We start from the raw sequence: 19,981 nt of genomic DNA, 5'->3' as shown, positions 1-19,981 counted from the left end.
AGTCTCATGGCGAGCAAACTCATCACCACAAAAGAGCTGACCGGCACGCGCGTAATCGGCGGCAAGAAAGGCACGAAGCGCATCGGCAAGGTGCGTCGTTTCGTGTTCCACCCGAAGGAGAAGCGCGTCATCGGGTTCGTGGTGAAGCGTCCCGACCTGCTGTGGATGTTCCACCGCTCGGACCTGTTCGTGCCCATCGACGGCTACGACTTGGTGGACGGGCGCATCGTCATTCGCCCCGAAGCGGCAACCAGCGGCAAGGCGTACTGCAAGCAAGCGGGCCTGAACTGGGACGATTGCGTGTTGTGGGTTGGCCTGCCCGTCATGTCCCAAGACGGCGAGTCCTATGGTTACGTGGGCAACGTCACTTTCAATCGCCTCACCGGCACGGTCAAATCGTTCGAAACCGATAACGGCGCCGCGTCCAACACGCTGCTGGGCAAGCGCACCATTCCGGCGGACATGGTGCGCGGCTTCAAGCGCGGCGTGGGCGCAGCGCTTGCACAGATGGGCGACGAAGGCACCGAAACCGACGAGGTGCAGCTGGGCGCCATGTTGGTGTCGAACGAAGTTGCCGACCTGAACAGCGAAGGCGGCGTGGCCGAGGCGGCCGGCGCCGCAACTGCGGTGGCCGTGGACAAGGTGCACACCACCGTTGACAAGGCCAAGCCCGTCGTCAGCAACGCCGCGAAGAAAACCGGCGAGGCCGTGAACAAGGGCGCCTACGCCACGGGCAAGCAGATCAGCAAGTCCAAGCACATGTTCCAGGACTTCAAGAGCGAGTACGACAAGGCCGTGGCACCGTCGGGCACCACGAAGAAAACGTCGTCTTCCAGCACGAAAAAGACCACGTCAACGGCCAAAAAGAAAGCTGCTCCCAAAAAGAAGAACATGTTCGCATCGTTCAAGGAAGAGTACGACAAGGCCCGCAACGGCGACTAACCCGAAAGCGAAGTGAGCGCTATGAAACGCAACAAAACTATCGCCGCTCAATCGCGCAAGAAGCAAACAGCAAGCTCCCGCAAGCGGACGAAGCGCGCAAAGCAGCAAACTGAACGCGGCGGTCGCCGCCAGGAACGAAAAGAGCGCGTGCAGGAGCGCAGAGAGGTCATTCGCGCAAAAGCCAACGAGGAAACGGAACTGCGCGGCAGGCCCGTGCGCCGCGGCGATATCTTCAAGATCGTCGGCCTGGTGGCATTCGTGGCCATAATCGGGCTGCTTGGCTGGCTTTTGTGGCCCTACATCCACACGCTGTTCGAGCCCGGCGGCATCAACGAGGTCATCAACGACGTGCGCAACGCCGGTCCGCTTGGCTTCCTCATTCTGCTGGCGCTGCAGTTTCTGCAGATCGTGGTGGCATTCATCCCCGGCGAGGCCACGCAAATGGCAGCCGGCATACTGTACGGCCCCTGGGTTGGCGGCTTGGTCATCCTTATCGGCAGCATCCTGTCAAGCGCGTTCGTGTTCGTGGTGGTGCATCGCTTGGGTGCGCCGTTCGTGCGCGACATGGTGTCGGACAAATGGCTCGACAAGTTCGAGCGCTTTGAGAAATCGGGTAAGCTTGAGCTGACGGTATTCGTGCTGTTCCTTATCCCCGCCATGCCGAAGGATATCTTCACGTACCTGGTGCCGCTGACCAGCATGCGCATGCGCACGTTTTTGGTGCTGTCGAACGTCGGCCGCATTCCGGGCATCCTCATTTCCACGTACGCGGCAAGTGGCCTGGTCGACGGCAACGTGTGGGGCAGCATCGTCACTTTCGCGGCGCTGGCCGTGGTGGCCGTGGTGTGCCTGATTTTCCGCGACCAGATTGTCGGCGCAGTTGAGAAGCTGTCGAAGAAGAAGTAGCGGGAGAGTCGTTGGGCTAACCGCCGGCACAGCGGCGGTTGGATTCGTTTGCTGGCGAACGGTTTTGCGGCGGCGATAAGGCTGGCAGGTAATAAGAAGCGTTTGGCGAAAGTGCCGATGGTGTAAGTTGCGGAGGGAAGCGCAATGGACTCGATGAACAATCGCAGCGCGGCCGAAGAGGTTGCGGCGGCAGAAGCGGAAGTGCGTGCGGCGCAGGCGCGTCTGGACGCGGCGCGGGCGCGCATGGCAAGCGAGCAAGCGACATCGCCGCAGGTCGAAGCCCAGCCGCAGCAGCCGTATGGCACCGCACAGCAGCAACCGCCGTACACGCAGCCTGGTCAGGGCACTGGCGCGCAGCCCTACGTGCAACCTGGTCAGACGCCCACCGGCACACAGCAACCTTATGGTGCGCAGCAGCCCTATGCGCAGCCGCAGCCGGGTGCGTACGGCGCACCGCAAAACCCATACGCGCAGCAATATCAGCAGCCCTACGTAGCCCCCACGGTCGGCGAAAAAGATCACGTTGCCGCAGGTCTTTTGGCTATTTTCCTGGGATGGCTGGGCGTGCACAAGTTCTATCTGGGCTACAACACGTCCGGGTTCATCATGCTGGGCGTGTCGGTGCTCGGCGGCATCGTCACGCTGTCCGTGGCGGTGTGGGCCATCTGGGTCATCGCCATCGTCGAGGGCATCTTCTACCTCACAAAATCTCAAACCGAGTTCGAGCAAATGTACGTCCTCAACAAACGCGAGTGGTTTTAAGCGGCGGGCTTTCCCCGGTGAGTGGCCGCTTACCGGGTTGGTCGGGGCTTTTTCCGTGTATGGCCGCGGCGGGGCTTGCGGCTTCGCTAGAATGAACCCAACGTGTGGCGCGCAAGGTGCGCTGCCTTTCCTTGGAATTTGCATCCTTAAAGGAGGAACATCATGCCCAAGATCACTCGCGACCAGGTGAAGGTACCTGCCGACGTCCTGGCTGACGTCCGCGAGACGTACGTCGACAACTACATGAAGGCCACCCGTGGGACCGGCCGCCTCATGTTGTTCGCGTGCGACCAGAAAGTTGAGCATCTGAACAAGGACTTCTACGGCGAGGGAATCGACATCGCCGACGCCGAGCCCGAGCATCTCTTCAAGATCGGCGACCAGGGTGTGTGCGGTGTTTTGGCTGGTCAGCGCGGCCTAATTGCGCAGTACGCTGCCGATTACCCCAACATCAACTACCTGGTGAAGATGAACTCCAAGACCAACCTGGTCAAAACGGCCCAGGAAGATCCGTACAGCCCGCAGCTGTACGACCTGGACGCCGTGCTGGCCATGCGCGAAAACGGCGTAAACATCGTTGGCCTGGGCTACACCATCTACCTGGGCAGCGAATACGAGTCCACCATGCTGGCTGAAGCTGGCGAGCTCATTGCCGCCGCTCATGCGAACGGCCTGCTGGTGGTGCTGTGGATCTACCCGCGCGGCAAGGCCGTTACCGCCGAGAAGGACCCGGACCTCATCGCCGGCGCTGCTGGCGTGGCGCTGTGCTTGGGTGCCGACTTCGTGAAGGTCAACCCGCCCAAGCCGGAAGGCGACGACAAGCGCACGCCTGCCGAGGCGCTGAAGATCGCTTCCATGGCTGCGGGCCGCACGGGCCTGGTGTGCGCCGGCGGTTCCACCGTTGACGCCGAGACGTTCCTCACCCAGCTGCACGACCAGATTCACGTGGGCGGTGCCGACGGTAACGCCACCGGCCGCAACATCCACCAGCGCAGCCTGGACGAGGCCGTTCGTCTGACGAAGGCCATCAGCGCCATCACGCTGGCCGACTACACCGTTGCCGACGCCCTGAAGGTGTTCAACGGCGAAGCCGATTTCGCCTGGGAAGACTAGCGGTTGAGACAATCTTGCATTCCCACATGCCCCGAAAGTTCGTGCTTTCGGGGCATTTTTGTGTGTTTGTCCTACAACGCGATCGCTTTTGTGTCATTTCACCCCGCGTTTGCGCCACTTAACGGAAAAATGTGGGCATTTCATGTTACGAATCCGTTGCCAAGCCACTACAATAAGGTGCTCACGCTTGACGTGAGAAAGGCGAGATACCAAAAGGAGATTGCGGGCATTTGAGCGATCAAACGGCTATTCAGGCGAGTGCGGAAGGCACCGCGCAGGCCGCTCAACAAGCGGATGCGTCGGGAAAGGCCAAGTGCGAGGCGGAGGAACAGGCTGCCGCGCATGTTGGAGAGCAAGCCCTTCGGCCTGGGGAGCAACCCTCCCCGGCAAAGGACGAAAAGCACCTCGTATTGAAACGTATTCTCGCTGCACACGAGCGCTGGTTCGATGTGCAACGTGAGTACGAATACGCCGGCCGCACCTTCCCTGGGTACGCCGAATTCCATTCCTACGGCGAAAAGTACGTGCTGGTCAAGCGCGCAAAGCTGTGGGAAGTCGACACGCACGAGTATCTGTTCTTTGTCCTGGCCAACCGCCTGGACGAAACTCAGGTGCGTGACCTCGTGTCGTTCATGGAAAACGACGGGCTTGCGAAAGTGGTTCCCGAACCGAACCATATGTCGTCGGCCATTTCCCTGGTGATCGTGGCGGATTCCTGTACCGAAGAAGCGTTGCGGCTGGTGCGCAAAACCAAGTTCCGCAAGAACTTCGCCTTCGGTATCCGCGGCTGGGCGGACCTCCGCGTGGCCGTTGCCGACCTTTCCACGAAGCGCGTGACCACGAACGCGATGGGCAAGCAACTCAAGCAGACGATTGAGGCGACCCTGTCCGTTCAAGCGTAAGAACCACGACGCAATAGTAAGAGGAACCCATGAACGCATTGCTTATCCTCCTTGTTGCTGCGGTCATCCTGGTCATCGGCTATGTGTGCTACGGTGGCTGGCTTGCCAAGCAATGGGGAGTTGACCCGAAGCGCCCGACTCCGGCCCATGAGCTGGAAGACGGCGTAGACTACGTGCCCGCGCCGCCCTACGTGGTGCTGGGCCACCATTTCTCGTCCATCGCCGGCGCAGGCCCCATCAACGGCCCCATCCAGGCGGCCGTGTTCGGCTGGGTGCCCGTGCTTTTGTGGGTGCTCATCGGTGGCATCTTCTTCGGCGCTATGCACGACTTCGGTAGCTTGTTCGCGTCGCTGCGCCATAAGGGCCAGACGCTGGCCGTTGTTGTTGCCGAGAACATCGACAACACGGCGAAGAAGCTGTTCTGCATCTTCGCGTATCTGACGTTGCTGCTGGTCGTTGCCGCATTTGCCTCCATCGTTGCCAACACGTTCGCCGTCAGCGCCACCGCTGCCGCCGCGTCGAACCTGGCCAACGAGCAGACGGCTATGATCTCGATCATCTTCATCGGCGTGGCCGTGGTGTACGGCTTCTTGACCCGTGGCCGCAACATCCCCGGCCCGGTGAACATCGTCACCGCCATCATCCTGATCATCATCATGGTTGCCATCGGCTACAACCTGCCGCTCATGGGCATTTCCCTGGCGCTTGATTACAACACCTGGATGATCATCCTGGGCGTGTACATCCTTATCGCCTCCGTTGCCCCCGTGTGGATTCTGCTGCAGCCGCGCGATTACCTGTCCAGCTACCTGCTGTACGGCATGATCATCCTGGCCGTCATCGGCATCGTGGGCGCATCGCTCATGGGTGCCGCCACGAACCTGCAGATCCCCGCGTTCACCGGCTTTGTTGCCACGAACGCCGCCTTCGACGCTTCCACCGGCCAGGCACTGGTCGACGAGGCGGGCAAGGCCATCACGAACAAGGCCGCCGCTTCTGGCTTCCTGTTCCCCGCGCTGTTCATCACCATCGCGTGCGGCGCCATCTCCGGCTTCCACAGCCTGGTTGCTTCGGGTACCACGTCCAAGCAGCTGGATAAGGAAAGCCAGGCGCAGCCCATCGGCTACGGCGGCATGCTCATCGAGTGCCTGCTGGCCGTCATCTCGCTGTGCGCCGTCGGCTTCGTGTGGAGCAAGTACGCCGCGGGCGGCTACGCTTCTCCGACCGCTGTTTTCGCTGACGGCCTGTCCCAGATGCTCGCGTGCATCCCTGGCCTGGCCGACGTGCAGGGTCTGGCATACGCGCTGCTCATCCTGGCCGTTTCCGCGTTCTGCCTCACTTCGCTCGATACCGCAACCCGCTTGGCTCGCTACATGTTCCAGGAGCTGTGGACGCCCGTCGACACGAAGCCCGAGGACCTCACGGGCGCGCGCAAGGTTATGGCGAACCCCTACGTTGCCACCATCATCACCGTGGTCATCGGCGTGTTCCTGGGCATGACCGGCTACACCATCATCTGGCCGCTGTTCGGTGCTGCTAACCAGCTGCTGGCCGCCCTGGCTCTGCTGGCCGTGGCTGCATGGCTGGGCAACGCGGGCCGCAACAACAAGATGTTCTTCGTGCCCATGGCCTTCATGCTGGCCGCCACGCTGACCTCGCTGGGCATCACGTTCTACCAGAAGATGCTGCTCATCATGAAGGGCGGCGACATCTTCGCCCCCGCCGTGCAGGCAATCCTGGCTGTGCTGCTGTTCGTGCTGGCCGTGGTGCTGGCCGTCAAGGGTGTGAAGACCATCGTGGCCACCGTCAAGCGCAACGCCGCGTAAGCTGGTGCTCCGCTAAAGGGAAGCCGCGCGACCCTGCGCCTTCTGAGATTCGAAACCCCGTCGCAACCTTGGTTGCGGCGGGGTTTTTCGCGTTACGGGGCGTATGGGTCGAAGGGGGCAGCTCGCAATGGGGAAGCGGGTGAACGGTTTCGCGGGGTTTGCCGGTTGGTGGCGTAGCCTTCTCGGGACTCTCCTACGGCGTGCGATATTGCGCGCGGGGGGTGGCGGGGGGGGGGAAGCTGCTCCCAGAACAGCTTCGTGAGGCCGACGCGGGATTGCGTGCCGGTTTTCTGGTAGAGCGAGGTCAGGTGCCGCTGGAGCACGCGCAGGGAGATGCCCATGTCCGCGGCCACATGCTTGAGTGGGCGCTCGTCGGCGGTGACGGTGGCAAGCACCTCGATCTCGCGCGGCGTGAGTGAGAAACGGCCGGCGAAATCCGCAAGGTGCGCTTCGGGGTCGATGGCGGCATCGTCTGCGGAGGGCGCGGCGCCGGGTGTCGGGCCCTCCGCGGCTTCCGGCATCCCATCAGCTGCCCTTTGGGCGGATGCGTCGCTGCCGTCGGGGCCGGGCATAGTGTTGCCGGCAGCAGGCGTGTACTCGCCGACCTCCGTTTGACCAGGCGTGATATTGCCGGCGGACCCAGGCACGCCGGCTTGCTGCCCAGTGTGCCCTGCGACTTCGTCGCCCCTCGGGCGCGGATGCAAGTCCAGCATGCCGGCGGCGAAGAGCAGCGCGTTGATGCCGATGATCAGGGGAATCAGCAGCGCGATCACGGCCACGGGGCTCGTCAGGTCGATCACCAGCAGCGCGGGTGCGCCGATTGCGATGGCGGTCACGTTGTTGAGCGCTCGTCCCATGCTGCACCACAGGTCGGGGGCACGCAGGAGCTGCGCTATCCAGATGAACATCGTGGTGTAGAACGTCATGAACACACCTGAGCCCAAGAAGTAGACGACTTCCCCGATGACGTACGGCCCGCCTGCCTCCACTCCGAGCATCGCGCCGACCGAGAGCAGCATCATCCAGAACATGACGATGCCCAGGTAACGCGCCCGGTGCAGGTCGAACAGCACGCCGCCGGCAAAGCCTCCGACGGCCATCAGAACGCGGGGCGTTACGTTGGTGTATTGGCTGGTCCAGGGCGAGCCAATGTCGATAAAGGTGTAGAGCGTGTTGAACAGCACGGAAAACAGCAGCACTAAGGCGAAGATCGCGATGACGGCGGTGCGAGGGGTCATATGGTCGAGACGCCATCCGGCGAACTTGCTGCTTACGAGGTGATTTCCTCCGCGTTGTTCCCGCTGTGCGGAAAAGTCTGCGAGTGCGGATCGGGGCGGCCATATGCGCGCATTGATCGCGCCCAGGGCGATGATTCCCGCGGAAAGCACGACGGCCTCGATCAGGTGGTTCGACGTGAATTTGAACAAGGGGATCTGCGCGAGCACGCCGAGCGCGTGGCTACCTCCGATCAGCGTTGCGAATCGCGCGATGTTGCGCGACCTCACGCACGTTGCCCAGTACGCGGTGGCGCCGGCGAGCCCGATAAGGAAGAACCCGCCCGCACCCGTGCACGCGATCACCAGCGGCGAGGATGCGAAAGCGACGCCGACAAGGCACGCGACCCCAAGGACGGTGACGACTCCCATGAACACAGGTCGGCCTTTTTCGCCGACAAGACGGTTCTTGAGGGGAAAGGCCAGAAGGCCCAGGGTGCTGGCGCCTTGGATGGGGAGCTGCAAGAGGAAGGGAGCGTGCCCTCCGTGTTGAGCTAGGTTGGTTTGGAAGAACAGCGTCGACTCAAGGAACACGAAGAAGAACAACGCAAGTGCGCAAAAGAGCAGGCTGTTTTCACGTTTCGCGTTGCCCATCGCGCCCTTCCTTCCAAGTGTGTCCGCACCCTTTTCCTTATTGTATCCCTTGTCGCGTTGCCATCGTTTTTTAATTTTTCCGAAGGGGTTAACTTTGGCCGTGAGTTCTCGGGGGGCGTCCGCGGTTTGGCTGTTTTGTCCAGGGGGTCGTTTATACGACCTCCTGACGCCGCTTCACCCACCTGCGAAAACAAATCGTCTAAGTCTCGCGTTCGTAAATACGGCGTGGTTCCGTGTACCCCCTTTGGCAATGATGTTTAGAGGAGGTGTAGCGGCTCGATGCCGTTTGCACCGCTGGCGCGATGCGCGGTTACGGGCTATGCGCGCGTCCGGCGATCGGCGAGTGAGGCCGACGTCGGCGGGCGCGATGGCATGGGAGGGCCGTGCGGGAAGGAGTGGGCCCATGAATATGTCAGGGTACCGGAAAAGCCCGAGCGCGCGCATATGCAAGCGCAAGGGGATACGGAAAGCCGCGATGCGGTGGAAGGAGGCGAGGGCATGAAATCGACGAAGCGTTTTAAAGCAGCGTTAGCCGCTGTGCTGGTGCTTGCGTTGTCGCCGCTGTTCGGCGGCGCGGCGTTCGCAGAAGGCTCATCGGCGGCAACGTACAGCGGAAACAAGACCGCCGTCACGGACCCCTCGACCATTTGGGATTGGTCGGGGCTTATCAAGAGCGACACGTCGAGCGTTGGACGTATCTGGACCGACAAGACCGTGTCAGATGGCGAGATCAGCAAGAACGGCGTCACCATATCCAAGGAGAATGGTGCGGACTTCCTGACCGCGCTCACGGCGTTGTCGTCCACCTCTAACCTATCCGATACGGCAACCACGCCGCTCGACATCGTGCTGGTGCTTGACGCATCTGGGTCGATGGATGACGCCATGGGCGGCGGCGATGACACAAAGCGCATCGCTGCGCTCAAGAGCGCAGCGAACTCGTTCATCGATGAGATCGCCAAGCAGAATGCGACGGTCAAGGATGCGGCTAAGCAGCATCAGGTCGCCATCGTGAAGTTCGCTGGGAACAAGACCGACAAGGTCGGCAACGACACGTATCGCGACGGCGGATATTCGTACAACTACAGCCAGGTGATGAAGACGCTGGCTCCGTGTACCGATGAGACGAAAGATGCTTTCTCGTCCCAGGTGAACGCCATCAAGCCCGCCGGCGCAACGAATGCCGCCGCAGGCTTGGAGCTTGCGAAGGGTCAGACCTCTGGTCGTTCCGATGCCAAGAAGGTCGTCATCTTCTTCACCGATGGCACGCCGACGACCCAGAGCAGTTTCTCTCCGGACGTCGCCTCGAGCGCCGTTGGAAACGCTAAGGATATGAAGGACGCGGGTGCTGCGGTGTACTCCATCGGCATCTTCGAGGGCGCAGATCCGGCCAAGTATCCCAGCGAGCAGGGCGTTTCCAACGAGAATAAGCTCATGCATGCCGTGTCGAGCAACTACCCGTCTGCGACGTATTCATATGAGAAAACGAGTTGGTGGCCGGGCGAATACAAATGGAGCTTCGGCGACCGCGCGAAGGGCTCCGACGGTAAAGACGCCGCGTTCTACAAGAGCGCGACCAACGCCGACGAGTTGAAGCGCGTGTTCGACGACATCTCCAAGGAGATCTCGACGGGCGCCGGCTATCCGACGGAGACGAGCGAAGGCTTCGAGCACGAGACCGGCTACATCACCTTTGATGATCAGCTGGGCGATTACATGCAGGTCACCGACCTGTCCAAGCTCGTGTACAACGGAACGGTGTACGGCTGCAAGTCCAAGACCACGGACGGAAACGTCGACACGTACCATTTCAGCGGTGACGTGCATTCCGGCTTGGCTGCTGCCGATCTGAAGGACGTCGTGATCACCGTCACGCGTTCGAACGACGTTGCGGTGGGCGACAAGGTGCAGGTGAAGGTGCCCGCATCCTTGATCCCGCTGCGCAACTTCGCCATCGACCTGGCGAAGGATACCATGAGCGTCTCGAACACCACGCCAATCTCGGTGCTGTACTCCTCCGGCGTGAAGCCGGCGGCGCTCGATCTGCTGGAGAATCCCGATGACGCCATGAAGGCGTATATGGAGAAGAACACCGACGCAACGGGCAAGGTGAGCTTCTACGCCAACAAGTGGACCGGCAAGGAAACGGGCGACGTGGTCGCCACGTTCGAGCCGGCAGCGGGCAATAGCTACTATTACTTCACGCAGGACACGCCTATCTACACCGATGAGGCGTGCACTGTTCCTGCGAAGTCGGTAGAGAAAGGCTCTACGTACTACTACAAGCACAACTACTACGCCATGGACAACGGCAAGCCCGTTGCGAAGACCGAGCATGTGTCCTTCCCGGGCGACGCCGCTGAGAAGGTCGAGGGCTCTATCGCCTGGGATTCCACGGGTGCCTGCTACTTCAAGTCCGGCACGCCGCGTTTGACCTACATCAACGAACTGCACAAGGTCAAGACCGATAATCCCACGGCCACGGCCGATGACGTGCTGAACCCGAAGTGGAGCGGCATTGAGCAGTCCTCCGCGCAAACGCTCATCAACGCCTATCTGGGCAACAACGGCAAGCTGAGCGTCGATGTACCCGGCACGCTGACGGTGACGAAGCAGCTGCAGCTGCCCGATGGGTATAACGCGGCTGATTTCGCGAACGAATCCTTCGAGTTCGCCATCACCATGCAAGATGCCGCCGGCAAGAGCTTTAACGCCGTGGTGAAGAACGCGAACGGCGAGCAGCAAGGCGATAAGTTCGTGCTGGCGTTCGGCCAGGACGGCCAGGCGAAGCATTCCCTGAAGCCGGGCGAGACCCTGTACGTGTACGGGCTTTCCGCAGGCTGGGACTATAAGGTAAGCGAGACGCACCGCGACGGCTTCACGGCAGAGGCCGCTGGTGCGGAAGGTCAGATCGCTGCCGGTAACACGAGCGCGGTAACGTACAAGAACACATATGCCGCATCCGGCACGCTGGATGGCGAGACGTACCTCAAGGGCGAGAAGGTGCTGACCGGACGCGCTTGGCTTGAAACCGACGAGTTCACGTTCATTCTGAAGGATGCCGACACGTCCGTTGAGGCGCCGATGCCGCCGACCGACACCCTGGGCGAGACGCGTGTCAAGGTAACGCAGCCGTATGGCACTCCAGCTGATACAAAGGTGCACTTCCAGTTCCAGGACATCAGCTACACGAAGCCGGGCACGTACACGTATGAGATTTGGGAGTCCGAGGCGCTCAGCACTTTGAATCCCGGCGTGAGCGCATCCCAGGCGTTGTACCAGGTCGTCGTGACGGTAACCGACAAGGACCACAATGGTACGCTGACGGTGGAGTCTAAGATGACGAAGCTGGTAGGCGATGACGGCGTGAAATATGAGAAGCCGCAGCCCATCGAGGACGATACGGCGTCGTTCGTGAACGAGTACAACCGCTTTGAGGTGAAGTGGACTCCTAGCGGCACGAAGACGTATACGGACGCGACAGGTGAGAACCCCCTTAAGCCGGGCATGTTCCACGTGATCGCCTGCACGGACAACCCTGATGCGCCGTTGCCCCAAGGCGAAGGCGCGATGCGTATCGATCACGAGTGGGGCGGCAAGATGTGGTATGGCGCCCTGACCGCGGTCGAGGCAGGCGGCGGCATCGCGTTCCCGCAGGCGACGTTCACGTACGGGAATCTCGATCCCGAAACGCTCGACGCCACCTTCGAATACAAGATCGTCGAGGTGGTTAAGGTCGGCGATACGTGGCGTGCCGTGCGAGATGTCCTGGCGGACAAGACCTTCGACCCGGCCGGCATGGTGTACGACCAGACGGTGTGGGCCGCGAAGGTGACTATCGCGGACGTTGGCGGCACGCTTGAATTGAGCGCCAAGTACTACGAGAACGATAGCGAAGAGCCGATTACCGGCGCCATGTTCAGTTTCGATAACTCGTACAAACCCGATTCCGCTAAGCTCGAGGGCGATACGGCGATTCACGGCACCAAGGTGCTGACCGGCCGCGATATGGCGGAAGGCGAGGCGTTCGGCTTCAAGCTGAGCGCGGCGGATGGCGCCACGCAGAAGGCCATTGACGACGGCAGCATCATCATCCCGAAGGGTGCCGAAGAAGCCGTGGTGAGCGGCGCGAAGGCGGGCGATGAGACTAGGTTCTCCTTTGGCGAGATGACGTTCAAGAAGCCCGGCACGTATTCGTTCGCGGTGCAGGAGGATAAGTACTGCGGAAAGGATCTTGATGCAGCGGGCACCGCAACCGGCGGCATCGTGTTCGATCGCCATGTGCACAAGGTTACGGTCACGGTGACCGATGACCATACGGGCAAGCTGGTCGCCGCGGTGAGCTACGACAACGGGCCGGCGAAGTTCGAGAACAAGTACGAGCAGAATGCGCAGTTCTCCGGCATCACCGTCCAGAAGACGCTGAACGGCCGCGATATGGCAGCTGATGAGTTCTCCTTCAGCATCCATGGCGTGAAATCCGATACCGTGTCTGCGGAAGATGCCGAAGCCCGCTTGACGGATTCCGACCGCAGCTTCACCAACGCTGCGCGTGCCGATGGCGTCGCGTGCGATATGGCGAAGATGAACGGCGTCGCGTTCACGCAGGCCGATATCGGCAAGACGTTCGCATACGAAGTGCGCGAGGTCGTGCCCGCCGATGCTAAGCCCGGCGTTTCCTACGACAACAGCGTGCATACGCTCGAGATCACAGTGGGCATGAGCGGCGATCCCGACAAGCATCTGACGCTGACCACCAAGCTGGATGGGAAGGTCGTCGATTCCGCGACCGTGGCGTTCGTGAACGGCTATCAGGCAACCCCGACCAGCTACGACACCGCCACCGCCGGTCTGAGCAAGGTGCTCGAGGGCCGCGATTGGATTGACTCCGACGAGTTCACGTTCGAGTTGAAGGCGCTCGATGGCGGTCCGCTGCCCAAGGATGCTGCGGGCAACGATGTGACCAGCGCGACGGTGACCAAGGCGAACGCGGGGAGCTTCGGGTTCGGTGAGATCAAGTTCACGTCCGACATGGTGAAGGCCGAGCCCGACCATAAGCGCACGTTCGTCTACGAGGTGCGCGAGGTCGTGCCCGCCGACGACCATAAGCTGCCGGGCATCCAGTACGACGGCAACGTGGCCACCATCAAGGTGACGGTGTCCGACGACGGCTCTGGCACGCTCAAGGCCTCTGCAGTTGCGGAGAACGTCACGTTCGTGAATCGCTACACCGCTGAAATCGATTACACGGCGGCGGGTGGCTTGAACGTGGCCAAGACCCTGACCGGCCGCGATATGGCCGAGGGCCAGTTCACCATCAAGGTGACTCCTGGCGACGAGGCGTCGGCGTACGCGCTGGGTCTGTCGCTGGAAGGCGCCGAGATCGCCATGCCCGCAGCTGCGGATGGCGCGCAAGCCGTGAAGTCCGCGCTGGGCGAGCAGCACGTGGTGCTGCGCCAGAGCGACGTTGGCAAGACGTATACCTATAAGGTGGTCGAGGTGGTAGGCGAAAAGGTTACCGGCTACACCTACGACACGACGGAGTACACGGTAACGGTGACGGTCGAGGACAACCCGGAGAAGGCCGCGTTGACGGTCAAGACCGTGGTGGCCGGACCTAAGGGCGACAAGACGTACGTGTACGGCGCAGATCCGTCTGCTGCCGGCACAGGTCCTGCGGTGGTTCCCTTCACCAACACGTATGCCGCCTCTACCGACAACCCGGGCGGTGCGGCCGCTCAGGTGACGGCGACCAAGGCGCTCACGGGACGTCCGCTTTCCGCCGGTGAGTTCATCTTCGCGGTGAAGTACGCAACGGGCGGGGACGACCTGCGGACGGCCAAGAACGCGGCCGATGGCACCGTGACGTTCGACGGCCTTCACTACACCACCGAGATGCTTGAGGGCCTGGTGCAGGACGGCAACGCCTCCAGGACCTCCGACAAGGGAGTCATCTCGTGGACGGTGAGCTACCTGGCTTACGAGAAGACCGATGGCCTGGCTGACCAGGGCATCACGCCGCAGACGCAGCCGATCCCGTTCAAGGTGACGGTCGTCGATAACGGCAATGGCTCGCTTACGGCAACGGCGAACCTTGGCGATGGCCTGAAGTTCGAGAACACGTACTCCACGGGCGATCCGGTGCAGGTGGGCCTGTCCGGCGTGAAGACGCTGCAGGCGGCACCCGGGCTTGACCCGGCCTCCATCGAGGGCAAGTTCACCTTCACGGTGACCTCCGACGATGCGGCCGCTCCCATGCCCGAGCGCACCACCGCCAAGAACACGGCGGACGGCAACGTGGACTTCGGCTCCATCACGTTCACGCTGGACGACCTCAACCGCGCCCTGGGCGTGAACGGCCAGACGGCCGCCGCAGATGCCGACAAGGCTGAAGCGGATGCCGCGAAGGCCGCTGATCAGGCAACGCCGGCCAAGGAAGCCGACCAGGCTGCCGATGCTGCGAAGGCTGTTGCCGACGCTGACAAGGCCGCCGCGGATGCGGGCAACGCTTCCTCCCAGGCCGCCGGCAACGGTGACAAGCCCGCCGCCGACGAGGGCGACAAGCCCGCGGCAGGCGACGAGCAGGGTGCGGGCGCCGTAGCGGCTTCCGATGCCGCCAGCGGCACGGTCGACACGGTCGCTCCCGGCAACCAGCCGGCCGACCAGCCGGCGAACCCGGAGCCCGAGTCCGGCAAGCCGCGTTCCCACGTGTTCACCTATAAGGTGACGGAGAGCGGTGACGTGCCCGGCGTGACCAACGACGCCGCGGCGACCAAGACGGTCAGCTTCAAGGTGACCGACGACGGCGCCGGCAAGCTGACGGTCGAGCGCCAGGGCGATGCGGCGAGCCCGGCGTTCTCCTTCGCCAACACCTACAAGGTGGGGCCCGCTCACTTCAGCGTGACCGATCAGGTGGCGGTGACCAAGACGCTGACGGGCCGCGACATGGCTGCCGGCGAGTTCGCATTCGAGCTGCTCGAGGGCGAAGATGTGGTGGCGACCGGCGTTAACGCCGCCGACGGCAGCGTGGCGCTGAGCGCGGTGAAGTACACGCAGCCCGGCACGCACCGCTACACGTTGCACGAGGTCGGGGGCGGCACCGTCGCCAACGGCGTAACGTACGACGGTGCGACGTACACCGTGGTCACCACGGTGAAGGACAACGGCGACGGCACGCTCAGCGTGGCCCATGCGCTGGAAGACGCGCGCGAGGCGACCTTCGCCAACGCTTACCAGGCAACGCCCACGACCGTGGTCATCGGCGCCTCCAAGACGCTGGTGGGCAAGAACCTTGAGGACGGGCAGTTCACGTTCGTACTGACCGCGACCGACGGCACCGAGCTGAAGGCGAAGAACGCCGCCGACGGCAAGATCGCCTTCCCGGCGCTGACGTTCGACAAGCCCGGCACGTACGAGTTCGCGCTCACCGAGCTCGACGATGCGCAGGCGAACGTGACGTACGACAAGCACGCGTACAAGGTGACCGTGACGGTCGTCGATGACGGGCTCGGCCACTTGAACGCAACGGTGGCAGGCGATGCCGACGTGCTCGCGTTCACGAACACGTACGCCGAGCCTCCGGCGCCCGTGCAGCCCACGCAGCCCACGCAGCCCGGCGGCAAGACTTTCACGCCGAGCGGGCCCATCGGCAAGGTGCTGACCCAGACGGGCGATGACAGGCTTGCCCTGGTCCTGCCGCTTGCGGCAGTGGCCCTGGCGGGCGCGGCCTCCATCGCGGCGCTGTGCATCATGCGCCGTCGCGATAAGCGCTAGCGCAGCCGTTCCCGGCGAAGGCCGGATAGAGGAAACCCGCCGTCGCACCTGCATGGGGCGGCGGCGGGACACAAGAAGAGGGCCGGGTAGATCCCGGCCCTCTTCGCGTTTCGCTCTGTTGTGCGTTGCTGTTCCGCGGCGCGGCGTTGTGGAACAGCTGTTGCTTCGTGTGGAGTTGCTCTGCGGTGCTGCGTCGCGCGTTGTCGCAGCATCTCCGCGCCGCTGCTACACGGGCTTCACCTCGACGCCGGCCTCGGTCAGCGCGGTGCGGATCTTGCCGGCGAACTCGAGCGCGTGCACGTTGTCGCCGTGGATGCAGATGGTGTCGGGCTTCACGGTGATCAGCTTGCCCGATGCCGACTCGATGGCGCCTTCCTTCACGGCGCGCACCACGCGCGCCACGGCGAAGTCCTCGTCGGTGATGACGGCGTCGGGAAGCTTGCGCGACACCAGCAGGCCCTCGTCGGTGTAGTTGCGGTCGGCGAAGAACTCCTGCGCGGTGCGGATGCCCTCCGCCTGGCCCGCGCGGATGAGCTCGCTGTTCGCCAGGCCCACCAGCACCAGGTCCAGGTTGGCGTCGTGCACGGCGGCGGCCACGGCACGGGCAAGCTCCGGGTCCACGGCGGCGCGGTTGTACAGCTGGCCGTGAGGCTTCACGTGGTGCATGCGCGCGCCGGTGGCGTGGCAGAAGGCCTGCAGCGCGCCGATCTGGTACAGGATGTAGTCGTAGGCCTCGTCGGGCGACATGGCTATGTCGCGGCGGCCGAAGCCCTGAAGGTCGGGGTAGCCCGGATGCGCGCCCACGGCCACGCCCGCCTCGGCGGCGAGCTTGACGGTGCGGCGCATGACCGCCGGGTCGCCGGCGTGCATTCCGCACGCCACGTTGACGCTGGAAACCAGCGGGATGACCTGATCGTCAAGTCCGAGCGTGTATCGCCCGAAGCTTTCCCCCAGGTCGGAGTTGAGATCGATGCTCGGCATGTTCAAACACTTCCATTTCCATATACATGAGCGTGCGCGGTTGCGGCATGCTGCAACCGCGCACGGCGTCGGTTCGGGTTGTTCTCCCTCGGACGGGCCTTGGGCGGGTCGGCGCGTTTGCCCTCTAGCCCTTCAGGTCCACGTTCTTGGTGTCCGTGATCAGCATGTAGCCGGGGGCGTGCGTGATGGCGAACGGCGGCTTGCTGTTCATGACGATGGACTGCGGGGTGACGCCGCATGCCCAGAACACCGGCACCTCGCCGGGATTGATGTCCACCGGGTCGCCGAAGTCGGGCTTGGCGATGTCCTTGATGCCGATGACGGAGGGGTCGCCGATATGCACGGGCGCGCCGTGCACCTTCGGGATGGCGCCGGAGATCTGCACCGCCTTCACCACCTGGTCGTAGGGGATGGGGCGCATGCTGACCACCGTGTTGCCGCTCATGGAGCCGGCCGGCTCGCACGCCAGGTTGGTAAGGTACATGGACACGTTGCGGCCCTGGGTGTTGTGGCGCATCTCGATGCCCGCCTCGATTAGCTCGCTCTCGAAGCTGAACGAGCAGCCGATGATGAACGCCACCAGGTCATCGCGCCAGTAGTCCACCACGTCGTCGACCTCGTCCACCATGACGCCGTCCTTGTAGATGCGGTATCCAGGGAAGTCGGTGGCAACGTCGCAGTCCTTCGCGCAGATGTGCGTCATGCGCTCGCCCACCTCGGTGACCTCCAGGATGGGGCAGGGCTTGGGGTTGCGCTGCGCGAACAGCAGGAAATCGTAGGCCTGCTCGCGGGGCAGGATGATCAGGTTCGCCTGCGCGTAACCCGGGCACAGGCCGCTTGTGGGGGCGGCGAACTTGCCTTCGCGGATCAGATGGCGCGCCTCGGCGGGCGTGGCGTGGAGCATCTGCTCCCACACCTCGGCGTCGACGCCTTCGGGCTTTGCAGGTACCGGCATTTCGATTCCCATAACGCTTCCTTTCGTTGATCCCTACACTTCGCCTGCAAGGAACTGCTCGATGAATCCCGTGTCGGCCAGGCCGGCGCGGAACGTCTCGTTCTCCATGATGGCGTATTGGAAGTCAAGGTTGGTGTTCACGCCCACGATGACCATTTCCTCAAGCGCGGTGCGCATCTTCGCGATGGCCTCGGTGCGGTTGCGGCCCTGCACGATGATCTTGGCGATCATGGAGTCGTAGTACGGCGAGATCTCGAAACCGTCGTAAGCCGCGGTGTCCACGCGCACGCCGTTGCCGCCGGGCAGGTGCATCTGCGAGATGGTGCCGGGGCTGGGCATGAAGTTCTTCTCGGGTGTTTCAGCGTTGATGCGGCACTCGATGGCGTGGCCGCGCAGCACGATGTCATCCTGGGAAAAGGACAGCGGCTCGCCGGCGGCCACGCGGATCATCTCGCCCACCAGGTCGGTGTGCGTGACCATCTCGGTGACGCAGTGCTCCACCTGGATGCGCGTGTTCATCTCCATGAAGTAGTAGTTGCGCTCGGCGTCCATGAGGAACTCGATGGTGCCGGCGGACGTGTAGCCCACCGCGCGCGCGGCCTTTACGGCGTCGTCCATCATGCGGCGGCGCAGGCCCTCGTCGGCGTCCAAAAGCGGGCTGGGGCTTTCCTCGATCATCTTCTGGTGGCTGCGCTGCACGCTGCAGTCGCGCTCGCCCAGGGCCACCACGTTGCCGTGGTTGTCGGCGATGATCTGCACCTCCACGTGGCGCGGGTTCTGCACGGCGCGCTCCAGGTACATGGTGTTGTCGCCGAAGGCGTTGACGCTTTCGCGCTGGGCGATGTTGAACATGTCGGCGAAGTCCTCTTCGCTCTCCGACACGCGCATGCCCTTGCCGCCGCCGCCCGACGACGCCTTGATCATGATGGGCCAGCCGATGGTGCGGGCCTGCTCAAGGGCAACGTCCACGTCATGGATGCCCTTCTTCGTGCCGGGCACCACGGGCACGCCGGCGTCCATCATGGTGCGGCGGGCCTGGCTTTTGTTGCCCATGCGGTCGATGACCTCGGGCGTGGGGCCGATGAACACGATGTCGTTGTCGCGGCACAGCTTGGCGAACGTGGAGTTCTCGGACAGGAAGCCGTAGCCGGGGTGGATGGCGTCGGCGCCCGTGCCCTGGGCCGCGGCCAGGATGGCGGTGGTGTTCAGATACGAATCGCGCGCCGGTGCGGGGCCGATGCACACGGCCTCATCGGCCAGGTAGGTGTGCAGCGCTTGGCGGTCTGCCGTGGAGTACACGGCAACCGTTTTGATGCCCATGGCGCGGCATGCGCGGATGATGCGCACGGCTATCTCGCCGCGGTTGGCTATGAGGATCTTGTTGAACATGGGGCTCGCCTGGCCTTACGCGTTCGCGCTGGTGGAGATGCGGAACAGCGGCTGGTCGTACTCCACCTGCGTGCCGTTTGCGGCCAGCACCTCGGTGACGACGCCCGGCGCGGGGGCGGTGATCTCGTTCATCATCTTCATGGCTTCAACGATGGCCAGCGTCTGGCCGGTCAGCACCTCCTGGCCCACCTTCACGAACGGGTCCTCGTCGGGGCTGGGGCCGGCGTAGAACGTGCCCACCATGGGGCTGCGGACCAAGCTGACCGAGTCGTCCTCGGCGGCAAGCGGGGCAGAAGCAGCGCCGGCGGTAACGCCCGAAGCGTCCTCGCGGGCGTTAAGCAGCTGTCCGACGCGCTCGGCCATGAGAGGAAGCGCGGACGACGAGATGCTGCCCGGCGCGGGCGTGCGCTCGAGTTCGATTTCCATGCTGCCGTCCTTGAAACGCAGCGCGGTGAGGTTGCCTTCGTCCATGATGTCCAGCAGGTCGAGGATGTTCTTGCGACGCTGCTGCATTTCCTGCTGGTGAAGCGTGGTTTCGGCGTTCGTCTCGTTCATGCTCATGGA

12 protein-coding genes are annotated in these 19,981 nt (G+C 63.1%); 7 read left to right on the top strand and 5 right to left on the bottom strand.

The genetic code is table 11. The features are described from left to right. The first annotated feature begins 6 nt into the window (after window positions 1-6). From ET524_RS03940 to ET524_RS03915, 6 genes are all read left to right on the top strand, one after another. Window positions 7-942, top strand: a complete 936-nt coding sequence (locus ET524_RS03940; RefSeq protein WP_129423429.1) for a PRC-barrel domain-containing protein — start codon at window positions 7-9, stop codon at window positions 940-942. 21 nt (window positions 943-963) lie between these two features. Beyond that, on the top strand, window positions 964-1,848 hold the full coding sequence (locus tag ET524_RS03935) for a VTT domain-containing protein (protein WP_129423428.1): 885 nt from the start codon (window positions 964-966) through the stop codon (window positions 1,846-1,848). Between the two features lie 144 nt (window positions 1,849-1,992). Then, complete coding sequence (locus ET524_RS03930) at window positions 1,993-2,610, top strand: TM2 domain-containing protein (protein ID WP_129423427.1); 618 nt, start codon at window positions 1,993-1,995, stop codon at window positions 2,608-2,610. Between the two features lie 162 nt (window positions 2,611-2,772). Then, window positions 2,773-3,723, top strand: coding sequence for a beta/alpha barrel domain-containing protein (locus ET524_RS03925; protein ID WP_129423426.1), 951 nt, complete (start codon window positions 2,773-2,775; stop codon window positions 3,721-3,723). A gap of 230 nt (window positions 3,724-3,953) precedes the next feature. Further along, window positions 3,954-4,625 carry a hypothetical protein gene (locus ET524_RS03920; protein WP_129423425.1) on the top strand — a complete coding sequence of 224 codons (672 nt, stop codon included), beginning with the start codon at window positions 3,954-3,956 and terminating at the stop codon, window positions 4,623-4,625. Between the two features lie 29 nt (window positions 4,626-4,654). Then, on the top strand, window positions 4,655-6,451 hold the full coding sequence (locus ET524_RS03915) for a carbon starvation CstA family protein (RefSeq protein WP_129423424.1): 1,797 nt from the start codon (window positions 4,655-4,657) through the stop codon (window positions 6,449-6,451). Between the two features lie 92 nt (window positions 6,452-6,543). Here the strand turns inward: ET524_RS03915 and ET524_RS03910 are convergent, their stop codons facing one another. After that, window positions 6,544-8,319, bottom strand: a complete 1,776-nt coding sequence (locus ET524_RS03910) for a LuxR C-terminal-related transcriptional regulator (RefSeq protein ID WP_129423423.1) — start codon at window positions 8,317-8,319, stop codon at window positions 6,544-6,546. Between the two features lie 498 nt (window positions 8,320-8,817). Between ET524_RS03910 and ET524_RS03905 the strand changes: the two genes are divergently transcribed. Then, the gene (locus tag ET524_RS03905; RefSeq protein ID WP_161566601.1) at window positions 8,818-16,092 is read left to right on the top strand and encodes a Spy0128 family protein; all 7,275 of its coding nucleotides are present in this window, start codon (window positions 8,818-8,820) and stop codon (window positions 16,090-16,092) included. A gap of 225 nt (window positions 16,093-16,317) precedes the next feature. Here the strand turns inward: ET524_RS03905 and ET524_RS03900 are convergent, their stop codons facing one another. From ET524_RS03900 to accB, 4 genes are all read right to left on the bottom strand, one after another. Next, a complete protein-coding gene (locus tag ET524_RS03900) occupies window positions 16,318-17,073 on the bottom strand; it encodes a LamB/YcsF family protein (RefSeq protein ID WP_042432147.1) in 756 nt (251 codons plus the stop codon). Between the two features lie 124 nt (window positions 17,074-17,197). Further along, the gene (locus ET524_RS03895; protein WP_114620627.1) at window positions 17,198-18,040 is read right to left on the bottom strand and encodes a putative hydro-lyase; all 843 of its coding nucleotides are present in this window, start codon (window positions 18,038-18,040) and stop codon (window positions 17,198-17,200) included. A gap of 21 nt (window positions 18,041-18,061) precedes the next feature. Next, a complete protein-coding gene (gene accC / locus ET524_RS03890; protein WP_129423421.1) occupies window positions 18,062-19,417 on the bottom strand; it encodes an acetyl-CoA carboxylase biotin carboxylase subunit in 1,356 nt (451 codons plus the stop codon). Between the two features lie 15 nt (window positions 19,418-19,432). Next, window positions 19,433-19,978: an acetyl-CoA carboxylase biotin carboxyl carrier protein gene (accB, locus tag ET524_RS03885; protein ID WP_201738650.1), complete on the bottom strand. Its 546-nt coding sequence runs from the start codon at window positions 19,976-19,978 to the stop codon at window positions 19,433-19,435. Between the last annotated feature and the right edge of the window lie 3 nt (window positions 19,979-19,981).

Source organism: Senegalimassilia faecalis, from assembly GCF_004135645.1.
GTDB classification, from domain to species: domain Bacteria; phylum Actinomycetota; class Coriobacteriia; order Coriobacteriales; family Eggerthellaceae; genus Senegalimassilia; species Senegalimassilia faecalis.
Note: the sequence above shows the minus strand (reverse complement) of the source record. Positions and strands in the feature narration are given on the sequence as shown.